The following is a 17965-nucleotide window of genomic DNA, read 5'->3' on the forward strand; positions in this document are numbered from 1 at the left end:
GTTAAGCCTGCTGGGCCAGGGCATAGCCCTTCTCCAGGGCAGCGAAGTTCAAGTCTCTCAGTTTGGGGTTTTGTTCAAACTTGTAACCGAGTTTCTTTTCAATAGCATTTTTAGCCTGTTCTAAAGTTACCACCCCGGTTGCCCCGATAACTGCACCCATAATCAGGATATTGAAAACCCGGGGGTGCAACTCGTTTTTGGAAATTTCCAGAGCCGGAATGCCCATGACTTTCTTAGCATTTTTAGGGAGGTATTCTTCTACCTCTTCGATAGATGTATCATAAACAAACAGGGTATTAGGCCCTACATATTGCTGAGTGCGAACTACTGCCCGGTCGCTCAGAGCCACTACGATATCACCTTTAACGAATTTGGGTGCAGCAATTTTTTCATCATCGATTTGCAAAAAGGCAATGGATACGCCACCCCGTTGCTCCACGCCGAAGTTGGGAATATAGAGGGCTTCCCGCCCGGCCTGGTTGGCGGCCTCAGCGATAATTTCCGCTACGGATTGAACCCCCTGGCCCCCTTCACCGGCCAGAGCGATTTTCACCAGTTTGCTGGACATATTCTTAGCCCTCCTTCTGTGCCGGGGTCTTGATTTCCCCTACTTTGAAGTACTTGGTCATTTCCTTTTCAATAAAGTTCCAGGTATCCCGGGCATTGGTCCGCCAGTTGGTGGGACAGCCAGAGAGAGCTTCCACAAAGGAGAAACCATTGCCTTCCATCTGGTTTTGCAGGGCTTTCTTGATGAAGCCCTTCAGCTGCCGCATATTGGCTACTGTACCCCGGGCCACATATGCCCCATCCTGTGTAATAGCTGCCACTGCCTCCGGACCCTGGGTGGGATAGCCCATGGTTTCCACATCGCGACCATAAGGAGAGGTTTCGGTTTTCTGGCCCGGCAGGGTAGTAGGAGCCATCTGACCACCGGTCATACCGTAGTTGGTGTTGTTGACCAGGATAACAGTTACATTTTCGTTGCGAGCAGCAGCATTGAAAAGGTGCTGAGAACCGATGGCATAACCGCCACCATCCCCCATATAAGCAACTACAATCCGGTCGGGGCGGGCCCGTTTGATCCCGGTCATCACCGGAGTTGTCCGGCCATGGTGGGTCTGTACACTATCTACATCAAAAAAGTCCCAGGCCAGCAGGGAGCAACCGATATCACAACCGAAAACTACTCTATCCTGAATCCCCAGTTCATCAATAGCTTCCCCCAGAGCCTTTAACACATCACCGTGACCGCAACCGGGGCAAAACTTGTGGGGTTTGGATTCTTTCCGCCAGCATTTAGGCATACGCAACAATTCCACGGACATGGCTTAACCTCCTTCCGTTATCTACCCGAACCTACAGCAGGGATTTAACTTTTTCTTCAACTTCTTCAGCAGTGATACCTACCCCTGGCTTGAATAAGCCTTCAATGGGGGTATTAATACCGTAAATAGCCTGTTTGACCAGCTTATCCAGCTGCCCCAGAGCGGATTCCACTACCAGCAGCTTGCCGGTTTTGGCCGCTACTTCTTTCAGCTGCTGTTCCGGGAAAGGCCGCAGGGTGATGGGCCGGAAATATCCAACTTTATACCCGGCAGCGCGCAAAGCCTGGTAAGCCCCCAGAGCGGCCCGGGAAACTACGCCAGCGGAGACGATGACCAGATCGGCATCTTCACAATCGCGGGCATCGTATTCGATGATTTCCGGTGCTACCCGGTTGTACTCCTCAGCATAGCTCATGACGATTTCATACAATTCTTCTTCGGTGTTGTAGGTATTGCGCATATGATTGGGCTGCCGGTCAACTCCGATGGAACCTTCCTTACCTACAAACGGATAGGGTTCAACCAGCTTGATACCTCTTTCTTCGGGATCATAGAGAACTACTGATTCCCGCATCTTGGCCTGGTAGCCATCCCCCAGCACAAAGGTGGGCCAGCGATAGGTCCAGGCAGTATTGAAGGCCTTGATGGTGTAGTCGAACAGCTCCTGGTGAGTGGCAGGAGCATATACAATCCGGAAGCCTTCTCCGTTACCACCATATGTAGTCAGAGTGACTTCCTGCTGGGAGTAGATAACGGTAGCTGTAGACGGGCCACCCCGCTGCTGGACAATCAGGACAGTGGGAATGCGCATCATTTCTGCCATGGCCATGGGTTCCTGCATCAACACATTACCAGGGCCTGCAGTAGCTGTAAAGGCTTTTTTCCCCGCCAGCACGCCGCCAATGGTAGTAAAACCGGCAGATAATTCGTCTTCAGTTTGGAGGAATTTCTTGTCATACTTGGGAGCAAGACGAGTCCAGTAATGCATGATTTCGTTCTGGGGAGTAATGGGGTAACCATACATGATGTCAGCTTTGGCAGCTACGGCCGCCCAGGCGATGACCTCATTACCGGTCATAAATGCTTTCTTCTCCCCTTGAATGGGCTTTTCAGCCATGTAACCTACACCTCCTGTATACTTCTCCACGGGCGGGTTTATACCCTTACCACATGGCTTTCGGCATCAGTCTTCGCAAAAAACGCACGGGGTTTCCCAGAGGGTCTCTGCCTTCCGGAAAAGCAGAGCGAAATTTCTCGTCTACTGAAGTAGCAACAATGGGCATACCCAGAATTTCAGCTGCCTCAGCCACCAGCCGTAAACCTTCTACGATCACTTCCAGGGTGGTTTCATCCCCCAGATGGGTATTATTGATCAAGCCATGAACAGTTCCCATTTCCCGGACATGCTGAACGATATCGGCTACCGCAGCAGTCATGGGTCGACTGGCATTGATCACAGCCAGTACTTGCAGCTCCTCGCTTTCCCGGGCCCCTTCCACCAGATTCAGGGTTTTGGCCCCCTCCACCCCATAACCGATGTCCAGGATAATATCTCCCGGCCGCCAGAGAGCCCAGCGCATTTCCGGTTTTATCACCGAGCCAGCCTCGCCCAGACCCATAGTTTCGGCAGTATCCCAGGCGATTACATCCACTTGCTGCTCTTTTAGCTCCTGTTTAATGGGGCGTAAAGTATAAAAGGGCTCTACCAGATCAAGGTCCACCAGTGTCACCTGCCGTCCCAGAGCCGCCAGCTCCAGAGCCCGGTTAACGGCGTTTTCCGATTTGCCACTGGCATATTCACCAATATAGGCTTCGACAATGCGCGCCAACGCCCCACCTCCCCGTTGTGGGTATCAAATTTAGTTTGCGCAAAAAGCCGCAAACTATTAGGTTCCTGCCGGGACACTTCACGTCCCCCCATAAACATGATGGTCCCAGAGTTATTTGAACCATTAGTTTAAGTATAACTTTAATAATGGTCCAGGTCAAGAAAGTATATGGTATACATGGGGCAAAAAAGAGAAGAGGACTAATGGTTAGACCATCAGTCCTCGAAGTTTAGCTTTTTAAGTGCTTTTTGCAAAATATCAGGAGGCAATTCCGAGCCAGTTATTTCCTTGATTTTTCGCCCCACCAGCTGAACAGTTTCTTGCGGCGGCATATTTTTGATTGCCTTCACAGCTTCTTGATGTCCTTTAACAAAATTATCTATCAAAGCTTGTTTGGCTTGATATTTTTCGGGAGTAGTTACCATAACAGCACTTACACCTTCATCCTGGTATATCACCTTTGCCAGCCCTTTTGCTTCCAGCATACTGGGCCAGGGTTCAGCCAGGAGAGCTGCATCCAGCTGTTTTTGTACAAACAACCCGCTGATGGTTGCAGGTTTTTGAGCGCGAATTTCCACGTCCCCGCCTTCATAGGTCGACTTCAGTCCCGCATCATTCAATAATTTACGCAGAATTTGATCCTGGGTATTTCCAATACCCGGGACAGCGACTTTTTTACCGGCCAGGTCTTTAATGTCCTTGATATCTACTCCCTGTCGCACCACCAGAGCCGATCCTCCCCGGGTTACTTCAGCCAGGACCTTTATCTTTAATCCTTGTTTGCTCCGTTGTTCCACCGGTCCCGGGCCTACATAGCCCAGGTCCACTTCCCCTACTGCCAGAGCATCCAGCAATTCCTGACCATGGTTAAAATATCTTTCTTCAATCTTAATATCCCGGCCTATATATTTTTGAAATAATCCTTTTTCAATCCCTACCATGGCAGGTGCGTGAGTTATATTAGGGAAATAGCCGATCTTCAAAGTTTTCTGTTCCTCCGTTGCTTGATTGCCACAACCGACCAGTCCAAATAAAAAGGTAACTATTCCCAGAAGAAAAACCCATTTTTTCATTAACCCTCACCTCCTGAAAACTATGCTCGGTTTAACCCCCAGCGCATCATTACTCGTTGTTCCAGACGACGGAACAGGAGACTATCCGTTAACATTCCCAAAAGGGCAATTATCACCATAATTGCCAGTACCAGAGCCATGTTCCCCAGGTCTCTGGCCCACATCAATACCTGGCCCAATCCTGTCCCGGTGCCGATTAGCTCCCCGGCCAGCAGAGCCCGCCAGCAGAAGGCCCAGGCTAGCCGCATAGCTGTAATTAAATGGGGAACAGAGGCTGGCAATTTCACCCGCCAGAAAAGAGGTAATCCCTTTAACCCCAAGGTTTTCCCTACTCTAACCAGTAGTGGAGGAACGTTTTTAATACCAGCTACCGTACCCATAGTCATTGTCCAGACCCCGCCCAGAGTAACTACAAATAGAATGGCTCCTTCCCCCATTTTAAACCAGAGCAAAGCCAGGGGTAGCCAGACAATACTGGGAACACTCTGTAAAGCGATAATTAAAGCCCCCAGGGTATCCTCCCACCATTTATGACTGCAAATTAATAAACCAAGAGCCAGCCCTATAATCACTGCCAGAAAATATCCAACTATCAATCGCAGCAAGCTAACGCCAACTGCTTTAACTAATGTGCCATCAGCAAAGCCAGTCCAAAGAGCTTTTACCACCTGTCCTGGCGAAGGAAAAAGAAAATCTGGCCACACTTCCAGATTATATATAACTGCCCAGATCCCGATCAGGATGCCAAGGAAAACCACTCTTCTTAAGATGGTAGTCATCCCCCAGTTCCTCCTTCAACACTTTTTCCATTTCTTCCCGCAGTTCACGCAGGATCTGGTTTTCCAGCTGCAACAACAGTCCATCCCCTTCCAGCCGCGGATGAGGAGCCTGGACTTTGAACTCGGCTTTAATCCGTCCCGGCCGGGTGGCAAAAACCAGAATACGATCGGCCAGACGCACCGCTTCCCGGATATTATGGGTAACAAAGATGATTGTCTTGCCCGTTTGCTGCCAGATATCCTGCAGTTCCACATGCATGGCCATGCGGGTTTGTTCATCCAGAGCAGCAAAAGGTTCATCCATCAAGAGAATCCGCGGATTGAGAGCCAGAGCCCGGGCGATGGCCACCCGCTGTTTCATTCCGCCTGATAATTCATGGGGCCAGGAGTGGGCATAGCGGCTCAGATGGACCAGTTTCAACAGCTCCAGGGCCCGTTCTCGCGCCACCGCCTCGGTCAGCCCCTGCCGCCGCAGGGGAAAGGCCACATTTTCCAGGACATTTAACCAGGGAAACAGGCCGGGCTCCTGAAAGACCATGCCCCTTTCCGGTCCAGGAGCAGTCAATACCTGCCCGTCCAGACGCACTTCCCCCGAGGTCGGCTGTTCCAGTCCAGCGATAATATTCAGCAAAGTGGATTTACCACAACCCGAGGGCCCCAGAAAAGCTATGAATTCCCCCTGTTCCACTTGCAAATCCACCGGAGCCAGCACCTGGTGCTGAAAATATTTAGTGACCTGGCAGATTTCCAGCATCTCCCTCACCCCTTATATCCGAGTATTTCGATATGTTTTCTTATATTTTTGGTTAGTATCATTTTACTGATAATCCCCTTCTGCGTCAAGAGAAAAAAGAAAAAACCCGACAGGAATTTTCCCATCGGGCTTACATGGCAATTTTTAAAGCTGTCAGTAACACAAATCCCGGTATGCCCAGAAATCCCACCAGGGCCGTACTGGCCCAGTTAAAGGGATAGCTGAAACCCAGCCAGCCGGTAAGCCAGTTGACCAGCAGCAGAGTTGCCGCCCCCAGGGCCAGCCGCGTTACCAGCCACCAGAGGATTTTCAGGGGCCGGGCCAGATAGAGCCCCACCGCATATAAAAGCAACAGCAGGACTGCCGCTGCCACCAGGTAACTGAGGACCATGCTTGTCACCCCCCGTTACCTTCAGCATATGCGGCAGGCTGTCCCGATATTACTGCCTAAATTTCCCGCCGCCCCGCCAGGGCGCTGGCCAGGGTCATTTCATCGGCATATTCCAGTACACTCCCCGCCGGCAGACCATGGGCCAAACGGGTTACTTTAACTCCCAGGGGTTTAAGCAATTTGGCCAGATACATGGCGGTAGTCTCCCCCTCGATGGTGGGGTTGGTGGCCAGAATTACCTCTGTGATGGGCTCTGTCTGCAGGCGCTGCAACAGCTCCTTGATTTTCAGCTGTTCCGGGCCAATGTCCTCCATGGGCTTGATGGCTCCATGCAGAACGTGATAATAACCCCGGTAATCCCGCAAACGCTCAAAAGCTGCCACATCCCTGGGCTCCTCCACTACGCAGAGCAAATCCCCCTGCCGGCTGTCATCCCGACAGATTTCACAGAGATCGGCCGTAGTGAGGTTGCAGCAGCGCTGACAGAAGTGGATTTGCTCCCGGGCCTCCAGAATAGCCTCCGCCAGCTCCCGGCTCACTTCGGCAGGGGCATTTAACAGATAAAAGGCCAGGCGCTGGGCAGTTTTGGGCCCGATGCCCGGCAAGCGGGAAAAGCGATTAATCAAACGGGCGATAGGCTCAGAATAACTATACATGCCAATCATCCTCTGTCGATCAGATTAGAAAAGACCGGGAATTTTCAACCCTCCCGTGATTTTGGCCATTTCCGCTGCCACCATTTCCTGGGATTTGCGCAAGGCTTCATTGACAGCTGCCAGAATCATATCCTGCAGCATTTCCACATCTTCCGGATCCACTGCTTCCGGCTTGATTTCCAGGCTCAGCAGCTCCTGCTTACCATTGGCCACTACTCGCACAGCACCGCCGCCGGCAGTGGCTTCCACTGTTTTCAGAGCGATTTCCTCCTGCAGTTTGGCCATTTCCTTTTGCATTTTCTGCACTTGTTTCATCATTTGATTCATATTGCCACCAAACATTTTCCTGCCTCCTAATCCTTTATTTCCACCGGTACCGCTGCCCCAAAGGTTTCCTGGACAGTTTTGACCAGCTCCTCAGGAGCCAGATCCGGTTTGTTCTTCTCTGCAACAGCTGCGTTGGACGAACCGGCAATCTCACTGGTCAGCAAAGCCTGCACCCTGAGGGGCCGGCCCAGTACTTTCTGCACCGCGGTTTCCAGTATCTCCAGATTCGTACCCTGCAGCAGCCGATCGCGATGAAAGCTTTTTTCATCAGGAAAAACCAGGCTCAAGGTCTGGCCATCACAGTGCAGTGGTTCCCCTTCCACCACGAAAGCCCGTACCTGCATACGCTTGCGCAACAGTTCCAGCACCCGGGGCCATTCCTCCTGAACCTGTTTCATTAATACAGGGTCACTGGCTGCCAGTTCTACTTTTTTGCCCCGTGTAACCGGCCTGGCGACCGGTGTTGCCCCAGGGGCCGGCCCAGCCGTTACCGGTCCTGCTGCCTTCAGTCGTTCCAGTTCAGCCTGCAGCTGAGCTACCTGCTGTTGCAGATTGTTCTCCACCTCAGACCCTTCCTGACTTAGCCCCTTGATCAAAGCCAGCTCCAGCAACAGGCGGGGCTGCTGACTCCAGCGCATGCCCTGTTCGGTTTCTGTTAAAATATTAATCATTTGCTGGACCCGGGCCGGCGTCAGAGCTTCGGCCTGGGCCTTCAAGCGTTCCCAGTACTGGGGGGAAGTGCGTAGAACCTGATCCACATCCCTGGCTACCCGGATAACCAGCAAATCCCGCAAATATTCCAGTAAATCGCGCACAAACTGGCGCAAATCCTTGCCCTGTTCCACCAGTTCCCCTACCAGCTGCAAAGCTCCTGCCAGATCGCGGCGGATCAGCTGGTCCAGCAGCCGGGCGATTTTTTCCCCGCTGACCGCCCCCAGGATGGCGCGAATATGGTCGCCTTCCACCTGTTCTCCCGCCATGGCCCGCGCCTGGTCCAGCAAGCTGAGGGCGTCCCGCATACCCCCTTCCGCTGCCCGGGCGATGAGGAGCAGGGCTTCTTCTGTTACTTTAATCCCTTCTCCTGCCGCCACCTCCCGCAAGCGCGCCATAATATCCTCTAATGGTATGCGTTTAAAATCAAAGCGCTGGCAACGGGAAAGGATGGTGAGAGGGATTTTATGGGGTTCCGTAGTCGCCAGAATGAAAACCACCTGGCCCGGGGGTTCTTCTAAGGTCTTGAGCAGGGCATTGAAGGCTTCATTGGTCAGCATGTGTACTTCATCAATTATGTAGACTTTATAATAACCCTCGGTAGGGGCAAATTTGACCTTTTCCCTCAGTTCCCGAATTTCATCGATACCGCGATTGGAAGCAGCATCGATTTCCAGGACATCCATGCTGTTGCCCTGGTTGATACGCTGACAGTTTTCGCATTCATTACAGGGTTCCGGCACCGGTCTACCATGGCCCGTGCGGCAGTTCAATGCTTTGGCCAGCAATTTGGCTGTGGTAGTTTTGCCGGTTCCCCGCGGCCCACAAAACAGATAGGCATGGGCGATCCTGCCGGTGCGCAGGGCATTTTGCAAAGTCCGGCTGACATGCTCCTGCCCTACTGTTTCCGCAAAGGTTTTGGGCCGCCATTCCCGATATAAGGCCAGATAAGCCATACCTATCCCCCCATGGCTTTAAAAAAAAGGCGGTTAAAAAACCACCTGCTGGAGCAAATTTAATGGTCGTGCACCCGGCATTGAATCCTGCCTCCCAGGCGTTATCCCCGCAGTTAGCTCAGGCCAGGCACTCCCGCGGCACACCCAAGACATCCCTTAGTGCTGCTTCCGTCAGGACCTGACACGGTTCGAGAGCTTGTGTTGCGCAGGACCCAACCGTCCACACCACTTACGGAGACCGGACCCCATGAAACAGACCCGCTGCCGGGCATCGACCCCACTCTAGCGGATTGTGGGTTACAGGGCACCGCTACCTCCCCATCTAGCACGACCAAACTTTATTGACTGCTTTGACTTGTTTATTATACCCTGAAAGCAAGGATAAATGCAAGAGGAAAGGAGTGGCATAAATATTTTAGTGCCACCACATGGGCAGCATAGATGCCTGTTTCAATTTTACTATCAACTTCTATCAAATAATCATAAAGTTGACAGCAAAAGCAGTTTACGCTCTCCGAGAGGCCGGGTACCCCCACCTGCCCGGCTGACGGGGCAGGCGGACCACGGGCTTCTGGAGTCCCGCCCGAAACAGTCACGCTGCAAAAACGCTTCCAAACGGCGGGGTGGTGTTGACACCCGGCGCACAGTTGCCTGAGTACCGGGCTCCCACCTGAAGGGCAGGAACGGTTTGGCCGGCCGAAATGCCGTTCGCCGTACATCTCAGCCCCAGCTACCCGGCGGCGCTCAGTTTCCCGGAGGGGAAACCTCATCGTCAAAGCCCGCTTCGCGTGCGCCGCTGTCAGCCAACGCCCGTTCCGTCGGAGCTTTCTCCCACCCGGGCCAATCCCTGCCCTTTCCCGGGAACATCCCGGGAGACTAAAAGGTTAATTAGCCTTTTGATTATAACGCTGGAGCAATATTTCTTTCACTGTTTTATACGGGGTGTAACGGGTTATCTCTTCGTCGTGCAGCCTTTTTTTCAGGTTCATAGCTGCTACCTGGTCAGCATCGGCAGTAAAACCGCATTGGCGGCATTTGAAAATGTCTCCATTGCGATTCTTGGCGTCAACCCAACCGCACTGCGGGCACTCCTGGCTGGAATAGGCCGCGTTTTGCGGTCCGGGGTCGGTGACGGAGTAGACGTAGTTCTTGTATTCCCGGCACTCCTTGATGATGTTTCGCTGCCAGCCGCTCACCTTGCGGGAGAGGCCTTTGCTTTTGGCTTTGCCGCGCAGGTGGGCGAGGTCTTCATAAGCGATGATCTGCGGCCGGCGTTTTTTGTAGAGTTCGTTAAACGCCCGGTTGATTTCGTTTTCGCACCTAGCCCGATATCTTTTGTTTCTCCTGGTTTGCTTGATAAGGCCCAGGTTGTGTTTTAAGATACGCCGGGCTTTGGGTGGGTCCTGCTCCAATAATTTCCGGCGCAAGGCCCAGAGTTTTCCGCGTTTCCGGCTATTGTCCAAAATATGGTCGGACATTTCTTGCAGAGCCTCACCATATTCGGGCCGGTATTTTCTGCCAGTATCATCGGTAAATACTTCCGTCACGCCCAGGTCGATGCCCGCCTCTCCCTCACCAGGCGAGTAAGTATGCGGTTCCCTGCTCAGATGGATTTCCACCGCTTGTTCGTCCGGAAAGAGGACTACCCGCAGGTTGCCTCGCATGGCGTGTATCCCAGTCAAGGGTATGACCGCCCTTTCGCCGGGGGTTAATGTCGCTACGGCAATATACTGCCGCTTTCCCGTGTTAAATACACGGTACATTTGCTGGTCTACCACGAAACTGCGGGCTTTTTTGACGCGGGGCCTTGTGCCTAAGATGCGGCGAAAGGCGCGCTTCAGATAATTTCTCACCTTGGCACGGCCCTCTGAGTCCAAACTTATTTTTTGATTAACCACGTCTTCATGAGTGAAAATCGCCTGGAGCCTCTTCCAATCCCGGCCGCGCTTTTCATCTCTATATAAAAGCCAGAAGGCGTAGTGCTTTTCTTCGTCAGACAGGCCTTCATGACGGTAAAGCCGCTCTTTGACCCCGACGATGGCGGCCTCCCACTGCCTCTCCAGGGTGAACAGGGCGTCGTCCAAAACCAGCTTCCACTGGCGGGCCTGTAGCCCGAAAGGGCTGGTGAAACCGGCTGCAACCAGCTCGTCCCGCAGCTTCCGCTTTTTACCCAGATAGTGCAGGTATTTCACATGCCCGTACTCCACCAGGAAGGAGTTCTTCTGCCTGGCATATGCTTCTGCCGTCTCAGTTATCCTGGCCCACTTATCTTTGTTCAGCGGCAGACTTTTCTGCTTGACCGTCTGCTGCACTGGCTAACACCTCCCTCACCGTTTTGGTCAACTTGCGAGCTTTATAGGTCCTCTGGCCTTACAGCCGTGCCGCGAAATGCTGGACGATGCTGATCAGGTCTTCGGCCAACTCTTGGGCTGGGGACATGTCTTCGGATTTGTTGGCCACGAGGATTTCGCAGCCGAATTTGGCGAACAATTCCTCGAAGAAGTCGAATCCAAACCGAACCAGCCGGTCTTTATGGGCGATGATGACCGTTTTGACTTCTCCCCGGGTGACCATCCCGCACAACTTCAAAAAATTCTTGCGCTTATAATTGAGGGCAGAGCCGACATCGGAAAGTATTTCGTCCACAGCCAGCCCTTTGCCGGCGGCGAATTCCTTCAGATAATTCAACTGGTTTTCCAGATCAGGCTTTTGCCCGAAGGACGATACCCGGGCGTATAAAACAATTTTCTTTGGTTCCTGGCGGTTCTTTATTCCCAGCGCCCGGTATAACATTTCTTCCGTGTATCTTCTTTTATTGGTAGGCGTGCTCAGGGCGACCAATTTGCCTTCTTTGTCCCATGCACGCAAGGTCGATACGCTGACCCCAAGTTTTTCAGCGAATTCGCTCACTGTGTAAAGTTTCATAAAACATCACCATATTGGTGTATCAGGTGATGTTGGTTGTCAATACCTATTTTGGATAATTGCTAAAAGAAAAGAAGCTGTTTCTTACCTCCTGGCCCCAGCTCCACTAAGGCCCGGTCAAAAGGATCAAATACTGCCTGCCGGTACAGAGGCGGCAATTTGCCGCGACAGGCAGCCAGCCGCTGTCGCAGCTCCTGGTAGTCCGCGGGATCAGGTGGGCCAGGTTCATATTTGAGAGCCGCCTCCCTGACCTCCTCAATACAGGCAGACAGATTGCGCAATTCCCCCATCTTTACTCCCCCATTTTTTGTCTTGATTTCATTTTTCTGTTTTCGCCAGAAGGTGGAAAATTCCTGCTGCCTGTTGACAGGCGGAATAAAAAAGTCTAAGGTTTAAATATAAAATATTTAAGGAAGGATAAAATACCCATGAATGTGCCAGAAATCAGTGAAAAACAAATCAAACAAGCCGCCTCCAGCCCCAAAGTCTACGAACGGGGCCTGGAATATTTTGCGGACGGTCTGGTTAAGCACATTGAATATGACCATGACAGGGACGAATTTCGGGCCATAGTCAGCAATCGCAATCTTTACAATATTCGTCTCCGCTTTTACCCTTCAGGTACCTGGCATTATTACTGCACCTGTCCCGCCCATGACCAGTTGCCAGGAATCTGCAAACATGTAGTTGCGGTACTGAAGGCATTACAAACCGGTTATGCCTTTGACCCTCAGGCTATGCAAAACCGGAGAGCCCGTCAGCTGGGGGCTAAACTGCTCAGTCATTTAGCCGTTACCCCTACTTCTCCCATTAAGCAGGAACTAAATCTGGAAGTGGAATTGACCCTGCAACCAATGGATCATGTTATTTTTGCTTACCTGGGCCTGAAAATCGGTCTGTCCCGCCTCTATGTCATAAGGGACCTGAATCAGTTTGTCAGTTCTCTTCAAACAGGACAACCGCTGGAATTTGGCCAGAAATTTACATTTGAACCGACCAAACAATCCTTTGCCGCCTGTGACCAGCCGGTAATTGACTTTTTGCAGGAAATGTATGAACAGTATGCCGCTGTTGACCGATATGAGACCACTTCCCATTTCAAACAACGTCCCTTGCCCCTGAGCGATTACCATCTGGCCCAGCTGCTACACAGTTTGAAGGAAAAATCTTTTGTTTTATGTTTACCTGGCAATCACAGCAAACTAACCCGGATTAAACAGGGTTTATCCCTTGGCTTTAATTTAGCTGCCGCAAATGACGAACTGGTATTATCCCTGGTGGAAAACGACATTCCCCCCCGCCCCCTGACCCGGGATGGCAGCTTTTTCTTCTATCAGGAGGAAATCTGGCAGGTCGAAGACGATCAGCAAAGAAGATACTTTTTACCTCTGGCTCAGGTGTTAAATCAGGAAAAGCGATTGATTTTTGCTTCAGAACACAAAGACCGGTTCGCTACCGAGCTCCTGCCCGCTCTGGAAAAAATAAGCAAGCTGGAGATCGCACCAGAACTGGCCAGCCGTTTTATCCGCCAGCCCCTGGCAGCCCGCATCTATTTCGACCGCTACGGGGAACAGGGAATCAGCGCCCGGGTAGAGTTTGAATATGGTACTATTACTATCAATCCCTTCAGCAACCAGATTCCGGCCAGAGATATTTTGCTGGTGCGGGACCAGGAAAAGGAAAATGCCATTCTCTCCCTGCTGGAACTGGCCGATTTCACCGTCAACCAGGGTCAAATTTACCTGGATGAGGAAGAAAAGGTACTGGAGTTTATTACTGCTTATCTGCCCCGGCTGCAGGAACTGGCTGAAATCTTCTATTCCGAGGAATTTAAAAAACTGCGGGTACGCCCGACCCTGGATTTTTCCGGGCGGGTGCGTTTGAATGAGGAAGATAATCTGCTGGAAGTCAGTTTTACTTTCCCCGACCTGCCCGAAGAGGAGTTGCGGGAGATCCTGGCTTCCCTGCAGGAAAAGAAAAAATACCACCGGCTCAAGGATGGCTCTTTCCTGCTCCTGCAGCAACAGGAACTCCAGCAACTGGCCCGGCTGCTGGAAAACCTGAATCTCGATCCCAGCGCCCTGCAGGAAGCCACCATCCAGCTGCCCAAATACCGGGCCATGTATCTGGACAGTTTTCTGCGCCAGCACAATCTGCCCAATCTTCGCCGCGACCGGGCTTTTAAACAGCTGGTGCAGTCCATCCTGGAGCCCCAGGACAATGATTATGAAGTGCCTGCTTCTTTGCAAAAGGTGATGCGAGACTACCAGAAAACCGGTTTCCGCTGGCTGAAAACCCTGGCCGCCCACGGCCTGGGCGGCATCCTGGCCGATGACATGGGGCTGGGGAAAACCCTGCAGGTCCTGGCTTTCTTGCTTTCAGAACAGGACACTTCTCCAGGACCATCCCTGGTCATCGCTCCTACCTCCCTGGTCTATAACTGGGAAGCCGAAGCTCGCAAGTTCGCCCCTGAACTGAAAGTTCTGGTGGTCTCGGGGTCCCCCAAAGACCGGCAGGCCCTGCTGGAAAACCTGAGCCAGTGGGATCTTGTCATCACTTCCTATGGCTTGATCCGGCGGGATATTGAACTTTATGCCCGGCAGCAATTTGTTTACTGTTTTCTGGACGAGGCCCAGCACATCAAAAATGCTCAGACCGTTAATGCCAAATCGGTCCTGCAAATCAATGCCAGAAGCTATTTTGCCTTAACCGGTACACCCATAGAAAACTCCCTGGCCGAGCTCTGGTCCATTTTCAATTTCATTCTCCCGGGCTATTTCCCCCATTATCAAGAATTTCGCCGCAAATATGAATTGCCCATTGCCCGGGGCAATCCCGAAGTTCTGGCCGAACTCAGCCGTCTGGTCAAACCCTTCATCCTGCGCCGGGTGAAAAAGGATGTGTTGAAGGAGCTGCCGGCAAAAATCGAGACGGAAATCAAGGCTCCTCTCACCGCCGAGCAACAAAAAGTCTATCTGGCCTATTTGAAAAAGGCCCGGGGTGAAATAGCCCAGGAACTGGCTGCCGCCGGTTTTGAGAAAAGCCGGATGAAAATTCTGGCCGCCCTCACCCGGCTCAGGCAGATTTGCTGCCATCCCGCCCTCTTCCTGAACAACTATCGGGGGGACAGCGGCAAATTCCAGCTCTTCCAGGAAGTCCTGACTGATGCTCTGGCCAGCGGCCATCGGGTGCTGGTTTTTTCCCAGTTTACCTCGATGCTGGACATATTGCACCAGTACCTGTTAGGAGAAGGTATCGAGCATTTTTATCTTCATGGTTCTGTCAAGCCAGAAGAACGCCTGAGCATGGCCCACTCCTTTAACCAGGGCCAGGGCAAAGTCTTCCTGATTTCCCTGAAAGCCGGGGGTACCGGTCTCAATCTTACCGGTGCCGATATGGTTATTCACTATGACCCCTGGTGGAATCCCGCTGTCGAGGAACAGGCCACCGACCGGGCCTACCGTATCGGTCAAAACAAGGCCGTTCAGGTGATTAAGCTGATCAGCCATGGCACTATTGAAGAAAAGGTTTTTGCTCTACAACAACGCAAAAAGGAACTGATCGCTTCCGTCATCCAGCCCGGTGAAACTTTCCTCTCCAAATTGACAGAAGCAGAGCTAAGGGAATTGTTTGATCTGACCACCACGGGTTGACAATTACAGCCAGACGGTCTAAGGTAGAAATGAAAAAAATGGGAGGTAAGAGAGAAATGAACTGGGAGAAAGTGAAACTGGAACAAAAAGGGGCAGTAGCTTTCATCACCCTCAACCGGCCCCAGGAATTCAACGCTCTGGATGGCCAGCTGGGCGAGGAGCTGATCCAGGCCATCGAGCACTGCCGGGAAAATGATACCATCCGGGCGGTGGTGATCACCGGTGCCGGCAAAGCCTTCAGCGTGGGCGGAGACTTAAAAAAGGCCAGCAGTGCCATCGGCACTCCCCAGCAGAGTATTTTCTTCCGGGATGTGACCAAGAGCCTGAACCGCTTCATTATGGACCTGCGCCTGCTGCCCAAGCCGGTCATCGCTGCCATCAATGGCGCCGTAGGCGGTGCCGGCTTCACCCTGGCTCTGGCCTGTGACCTGCGCCTGGCTGCCGCATCTGCCCGCTTCAAGCAGGCCTATACCAGCGCCGGCCTCACTCCTGATGGAGCCTTCACCTACCTGGCCGGAGCCGTGCTGGGCCTGGGCCGGGTCAGTGAACTGCTGTTACTGGACCCGGTAATCGGGGCGGAACAGGCCCTGGCTCTGGGGTTGGTGCACCGGGTGGTAGCTGATGAGGAATTGCCGGCGGCAGCTCTGCAGCTGGCCGAGCAGCTGGCCGCCGGACCCACTCTGGCCTTTGCCCGCAGCAAGGCCCTGCTCAATGAGGGGCTGTTGCCGGAACTAGCCCGCATCCTGGAGCTGGAACGGCAGACTATCATGCAGTCCTGTCTGAGCGAGGATTATGTAGAAGGGGTCAGGGCTTTTTTCGAGAAGAGGAAACCGGAATTCCGGGGAAGGTAGGGGAAAAGGGAGTTTCAGCGTACAGGTCTGAGACTCCCTTTTAGTATTTTTGCAAACCTAATTTCGCACCCGGTCCATACTTATAAAAATCAATTACTTCCTTAATAGTTTTACAGGGAAGCTGCCTCTTTTTATTAATCATCTCTGTCCATACATTTTGAGCCTCAGATTCTGAAATCACCTTTTTACCCAGGCAAAACAGGAAATAACATCCGTATCAAGAACAAGAGGAGGTCTAGTCAACATAGTCTAAGACCTCCTCTTCTGTATATAAATCAAGTCCTATTTCTGCTAATAATTCTTCATACCGTGAAAATGTAATTATCCCTTTATCGAAGGCCATTTTAATTTTTTCAGCGTATTCGGATATTATGGCTTCTTCGTTTGTAGGCAAATATAGATAATCGTCATATCCCAAAACCCTGGCATTATATCTAATGTTGGGTAATAATTCTTCTTTCTTATCTTCCGATATCAGTCCAAGCTGCACAAGTCTCGTTAACATTGCCTTATGACTAACACCATATAACTGTTCTAGAAATATTACATCATTAATATCAATGTCTTTAATATTACGAGCTCTTTGGTATATATGATGTAAAATACCATCCTCGGGCATTAAAAAATACGCAGCAAATAGGTCAGCCAGCAACTCTCTTTCATCTTTTTTGTCAAAGCGACTGGTAGAACAAGCAATTTCTACTAAGCCGTCATCAAAATAGCAATGATAAAGCTCATGCGCAGCCGTAAAGTGCTGGTGTCCAACGGTTTTTGACGTATTAATAATTATAACCTTCACCTTCCCTGTTTTCAGATATATACCCGATATCTTGCTCATTGGTTTTTTAATACATGAAATATTTGACAATTTTAACACTTTAAATGTATCAACAGGTTCGATCGTATTTAAATTATTCATTTTTCTTGCTTCAATCGCACAATCTCGTGCCTTTAACTCTAATTGATTCATTATTATTCCTCCAGTAATTGTTTAATAGAACTTAAATTTCTGGCAAACCTTTTGGCCCAGGCCAGAACTTTTAAATCTTCATTGGATAATTCCTCGGTCCGAAAAGCTACCGATAAGGATGATATATCTTCTTCCTTTTCCGATTTTAAAAAATATGTTAGCGAATAACCGTAAAGATCAGCTAGTTTGCTAAGGGTAATAGTGTCTATTGGTCGTGTACCATTCTCATAATAAGAGATGTTTTCTCGACGAATGCCCAAATAATTGGCAACCTGCGACTGAGTAAGACCTGAAAGCTCCCTTGCAGTTTTTAGACGTTGCCCGATTAATTCATAAGTCAAGTCAGACATAAATACCCCCCTTTGTTACATTTCTCTGTCATTATATTATATTTGTAACCGTTTTGTTACATTTATATTCAACGTGTGGTCTCGATTTTCCTGCTTTAATTAGCTCGAGACAAAAATTTTTCTATGTAGATGAAAACAGGAGAGTAGTTAGTTGCAGGTCCCTCTGGCCTTTGCTTGTAACAAGGTCCCTGTTTATTGAGGGGGTTTTTTGCCGGAACTAGCCCGTATACTGGTGTTTTGAGGAAAAGAAGTCGGAATTTTGTGGGAGATAAAGAAAAGGAGTTTCAGCAAGAAGGCCGAAACTCCCCCTTTTTTCAAAAACTGTATCACTTATATTTGTTTCTATCAGTAGCGTTGCATAAAATTTTTTAGAATTTGTCAAGCTGGGAATTAATTCGATTTAACACAAAATAGG

General features: G+C 50.9%; 18 protein-coding genes and 1 other RNA gene. 2 read left to right on the forward strand and 17 right to left on the reverse strand.

Annotation, left to right across the window (positions count from 1 at the left end; translation table 11 throughout):
• Position 1 precedes the first annotated feature (1 nt).
• The 15 genes from ULO1_RS10035 to ULO1_RS10110 all read right to left on the reverse strand — a co-directional run bounded on the left by ULO1_RS10035 (position 2) and on the right by ULO1_RS10110 (position 12016).
• Entirely contained in the window at positions 2-568 is a 567-nt protein-coding gene (locus ULO1_RS10035) for a 2-oxoacid:acceptor oxidoreductase family protein (protein WP_078664693.1), read from the reverse strand.
• Between the two features lie 4 nt (positions 569-572).
• Positions 573-1325 carry a thiamine pyrophosphate-dependent enzyme gene (locus tag ULO1_RS10040; RefSeq protein ID WP_078664694.1) on the reverse strand — a complete coding sequence of 251 codons (753 nt, stop codon included), beginning with the start codon at positions 1323-1325 and terminating at the stop codon, positions 573-575.
• Positions 1326-1356: 31 nt separating this feature from the next.
• A complete protein-coding gene (locus tag ULO1_RS10045) occupies positions 1357-2442 on the reverse strand; it encodes a transketolase C-terminal domain-containing protein (protein ID WP_079906318.1) in 1086 nt (361 codons plus the stop codon).
• 46 nt (positions 2443-2488) lie between these two features.
• Positions 2489-3154 (reverse strand): hypothetical protein, encoded by a 666-nt coding sequence (locus tag ULO1_RS10050; RefSeq protein ID WP_078664696.1) that lies wholly within the window; start codon positions 3152-3154, stop codon positions 2489-2491.
• Between the two features lie 215 nt (positions 3155-3369).
• Complete coding sequence (locus ULO1_RS10055) at positions 3370-4227, reverse strand: ABC transporter substrate-binding protein (protein ID WP_079906317.1); 858 nt, start codon at positions 4225-4227, stop codon at positions 3370-3372.
• Between the two features lie 20 nt (positions 4228-4247).
• Entirely contained in the window at positions 4248-5006 is a 759-nt protein-coding gene (locus ULO1_RS10060) for an ABC transporter permease (RefSeq protein ID WP_079933494.1), read from the reverse strand.
• Positions 4939-5760 carry an ABC transporter ATP-binding protein gene (locus ULO1_RS10065; protein ID WP_078664699.1) on the reverse strand — a complete coding sequence of 274 codons (822 nt, stop codon included), beginning with the start codon at positions 5758-5760 and terminating at the stop codon, positions 4939-4941. The genes ULO1_RS10060 and ULO1_RS10065 overlap by 68 nt, the downstream gene beginning before the upstream one ends.
• Positions 5761-5890: 130 nt before the next feature.
• Entirely contained in the window at positions 5891-6151 is a 261-nt protein-coding gene (locus tag ULO1_RS10070; protein ID WP_079906315.1) for a pro-sigmaK processing inhibitor BofA family protein, read from the reverse strand.
• Positions 6152-6207: 56 nt separating this feature from the next.
• The gene (recR, locus tag ULO1_RS10075) at positions 6208-6807 is read right to left on the reverse strand and encodes a recombination mediator RecR (protein ID WP_079933495.1); all 600 of its coding nucleotides are present in this window, start codon (positions 6805-6807) and stop codon (positions 6208-6210) included.
• A gap of 24 nt (positions 6808-6831) precedes the next feature.
• Positions 6832-7149 (reverse strand): YbaB/EbfC family nucleoid-associated protein, encoded by a 318-nt coding sequence (locus ULO1_RS10080; RefSeq protein ID WP_078664702.1) that lies wholly within the window; start codon positions 7147-7149, stop codon positions 6832-6834.
• Between the two features lie 11 nt (positions 7150-7160).
• Positions 7161-8801 (reverse strand): DNA polymerase III subunit gamma/tau, encoded by a 1641-nt coding sequence (dnaX, locus tag ULO1_RS10085; protein WP_079933496.1) that lies wholly within the window; start codon positions 8799-8801, stop codon positions 7161-7163.
• 66 nt (positions 8802-8867) lie between these two features.
• Positions 8868-9132: signal recognition particle sRNA large type (gene ffs / locus ULO1_RS10090), an RNA gene on the reverse strand.
• 553 nt (positions 9133-9685) lie between these two features.
• The gene (locus ULO1_RS10100; RefSeq protein WP_079933497.1) at positions 9686-11113 is read right to left on the reverse strand and encodes a zinc ribbon domain-containing protein; all 1428 of its coding nucleotides are present in this window, start codon (positions 11111-11113) and stop codon (positions 9686-9688) included.
• A 58-nt stretch (positions 11114-11171) separates the two neighbouring features.
• Positions 11172-11726: an IS607 family transposase gene (locus ULO1_RS10105; RefSeq protein ID WP_242947932.1), complete on the reverse strand. Its 555-nt coding sequence runs from the start codon at positions 11724-11726 to the stop codon at positions 11172-11174.
• Positions 11727-11788: 62 nt separating this feature from the next.
• Positions 11789-12016, reverse strand: coding sequence for a hypothetical protein (locus ULO1_RS10110; RefSeq protein ID WP_078664707.1), 228 nt, complete (start codon positions 12014-12016; stop codon positions 11789-11791).
• A gap of 138 nt (positions 12017-12154) precedes the next feature.
• On the opposite strand from ULO1_RS10110, the gene ULO1_RS10115 reads away from it, so the two are divergent.
• Positions 12155-15379, forward strand: a complete 3225-nt coding sequence (locus ULO1_RS10115) for a DEAD/DEAH box helicase (RefSeq protein ID WP_079933498.1) — start codon at positions 12155-12157, stop codon at positions 15377-15379.
• Positions 15380-15435: 56 nt separating this feature from the next.
• Positions 15436-16230, forward strand: a complete 795-nt coding sequence (locus ULO1_RS10120) for an enoyl-CoA hydratase/isomerase family protein (RefSeq protein ID WP_159446883.1) — start codon at positions 15436-15438, stop codon at positions 16228-16230.
• 235 nt (positions 16231-16465) lie between these two features.
• On the opposite strand, the gene ULO1_RS10125 is transcribed toward ULO1_RS10120, so the two are convergent.
• Positions 16466-17200, reverse strand: a complete 735-nt coding sequence (locus tag ULO1_RS10125; RefSeq protein ID WP_079933500.1) for an ImmA/IrrE family metallo-endopeptidase — start codon at positions 17198-17200, stop codon at positions 16466-16468.
• A 2-nt stretch (positions 17201-17202) separates the two neighbouring features.
• Complete coding sequence (locus ULO1_RS10130) at positions 17203-17550, reverse strand: helix-turn-helix domain-containing protein (RefSeq protein WP_079933501.1); 348 nt, start codon at positions 17548-17550, stop codon at positions 17203-17205.
• Positions 17551-17965 lie beyond the last annotated feature (415 nt).

Origin of the sequence: Carboxydocella sp. ULO1 (genome assembly GCF_002049255.1) — a bacterium.
Lineage (GTDB): Bacteria > Bacillota.

Excerpts from the sequence above, each read along its gene's own strand:
- ULO1_RS10035 (WP_078664693.1), bottom strand. The coding sequence starts at position 568 with ATGTCCAGCAAACTGGTGAAAATCGCTCTGGCCGGTGAAGGGGGCCAG.
- ULO1_RS10040 (WP_078664694.1), bottom strand. The coding sequence starts at position 1,325 with ATGTCCGTGGAATTGTTGCGTATGCCTAAATGCTGGCGGAAAGAATCC.
- ULO1_RS10045 (WP_079906318.1), bottom strand. The coding sequence starts at position 2,442 with ATGGCTGAAAAGCCCATTCAAGGGGAGAAGAAAGCATTTATGACCGGT.
- ULO1_RS10055 (WP_079906317.1), bottom strand. The coding sequence starts at position 4,227 with ATGAAAAAATGGGTTTTTCTTCTGGGAATAGTTACCTTTTTATTTGGA.
- ULO1_RS10060 (WP_079933494.1), bottom strand. The coding sequence starts at position 5,006 with ATGACTACCATCTTAAGAAGAGTGGTTTTCCTTGGCATCCTGATCGGG.
- ULO1_RS10065 (WP_078664699.1), bottom strand. The coding sequence starts at position 5,760 with ATGCTGGAAATCTGCCAGGTCACTAAATATTTTCAGCACCAGGTGCTG.
- ULO1_RS10070 (WP_079906315.1), bottom strand. The coding sequence starts at position 6,151 with ATGGTCCTCAGTTACCTGGTGGCAGCGGCAGTCCTGCTGTTGCTTTTA.
- recR (WP_079933495.1), bottom strand. The coding sequence starts at position 6,807 with ATGTATAGTTATTCTGAGCCTATCGCCCGTTTGATTAATCGCTTTTCC.
- ULO1_RS10080 (WP_078664702.1), bottom strand. The coding sequence starts at position 7,149 with ATGTTTGGTGGCAATATGAATCAAATGATGAAACAAGTGCAGAAAATG.
- dnaX (WP_079933496.1), bottom strand. The coding sequence starts at position 8,801 with ATGGCTTATCTGGCCTTATATCGGGAATGGCGGCCCAAAACCTTTGCG.
- ULO1_RS10105 (WP_242947932.1), bottom strand. The coding sequence starts at position 11,726 with ATGAAACTTTACACAGTGAGCGAATTCGCTGAAAAACTTGGGGTCAGC.
- ULO1_RS10110 (WP_078664707.1), bottom strand. The coding sequence starts at position 12,016 with ATGGGGGAATTGCGCAATCTGTCTGCCTGTATTGAGGAGGTCAGGGAG.
- ULO1_RS10115 (WP_079933498.1), top strand. The coding sequence starts at position 12,155 with ATGAATGTGCCAGAAATCAGTGAAAAACAAATCAAACAAGCCGCCTCC.
- ULO1_RS10120 (WP_159446883.1), top strand. The coding sequence starts at position 15,436 with ATGAACTGGGAGAAAGTGAAACTGGAACAAAAAGGGGCAGTAGCTTTC.
- ULO1_RS10125 (WP_079933500.1), bottom strand. The coding sequence starts at position 17,200 with ATGAATCAATTAGAGTTAAAGGCACGAGATTGTGCGATTGAAGCAAGA.
- ULO1_RS10130 (WP_079933501.1), bottom strand. The coding sequence starts at position 17,550 with ATGTCTGACTTGACTTATGAATTAATCGGGCAACGTCTAAAAACTGCA.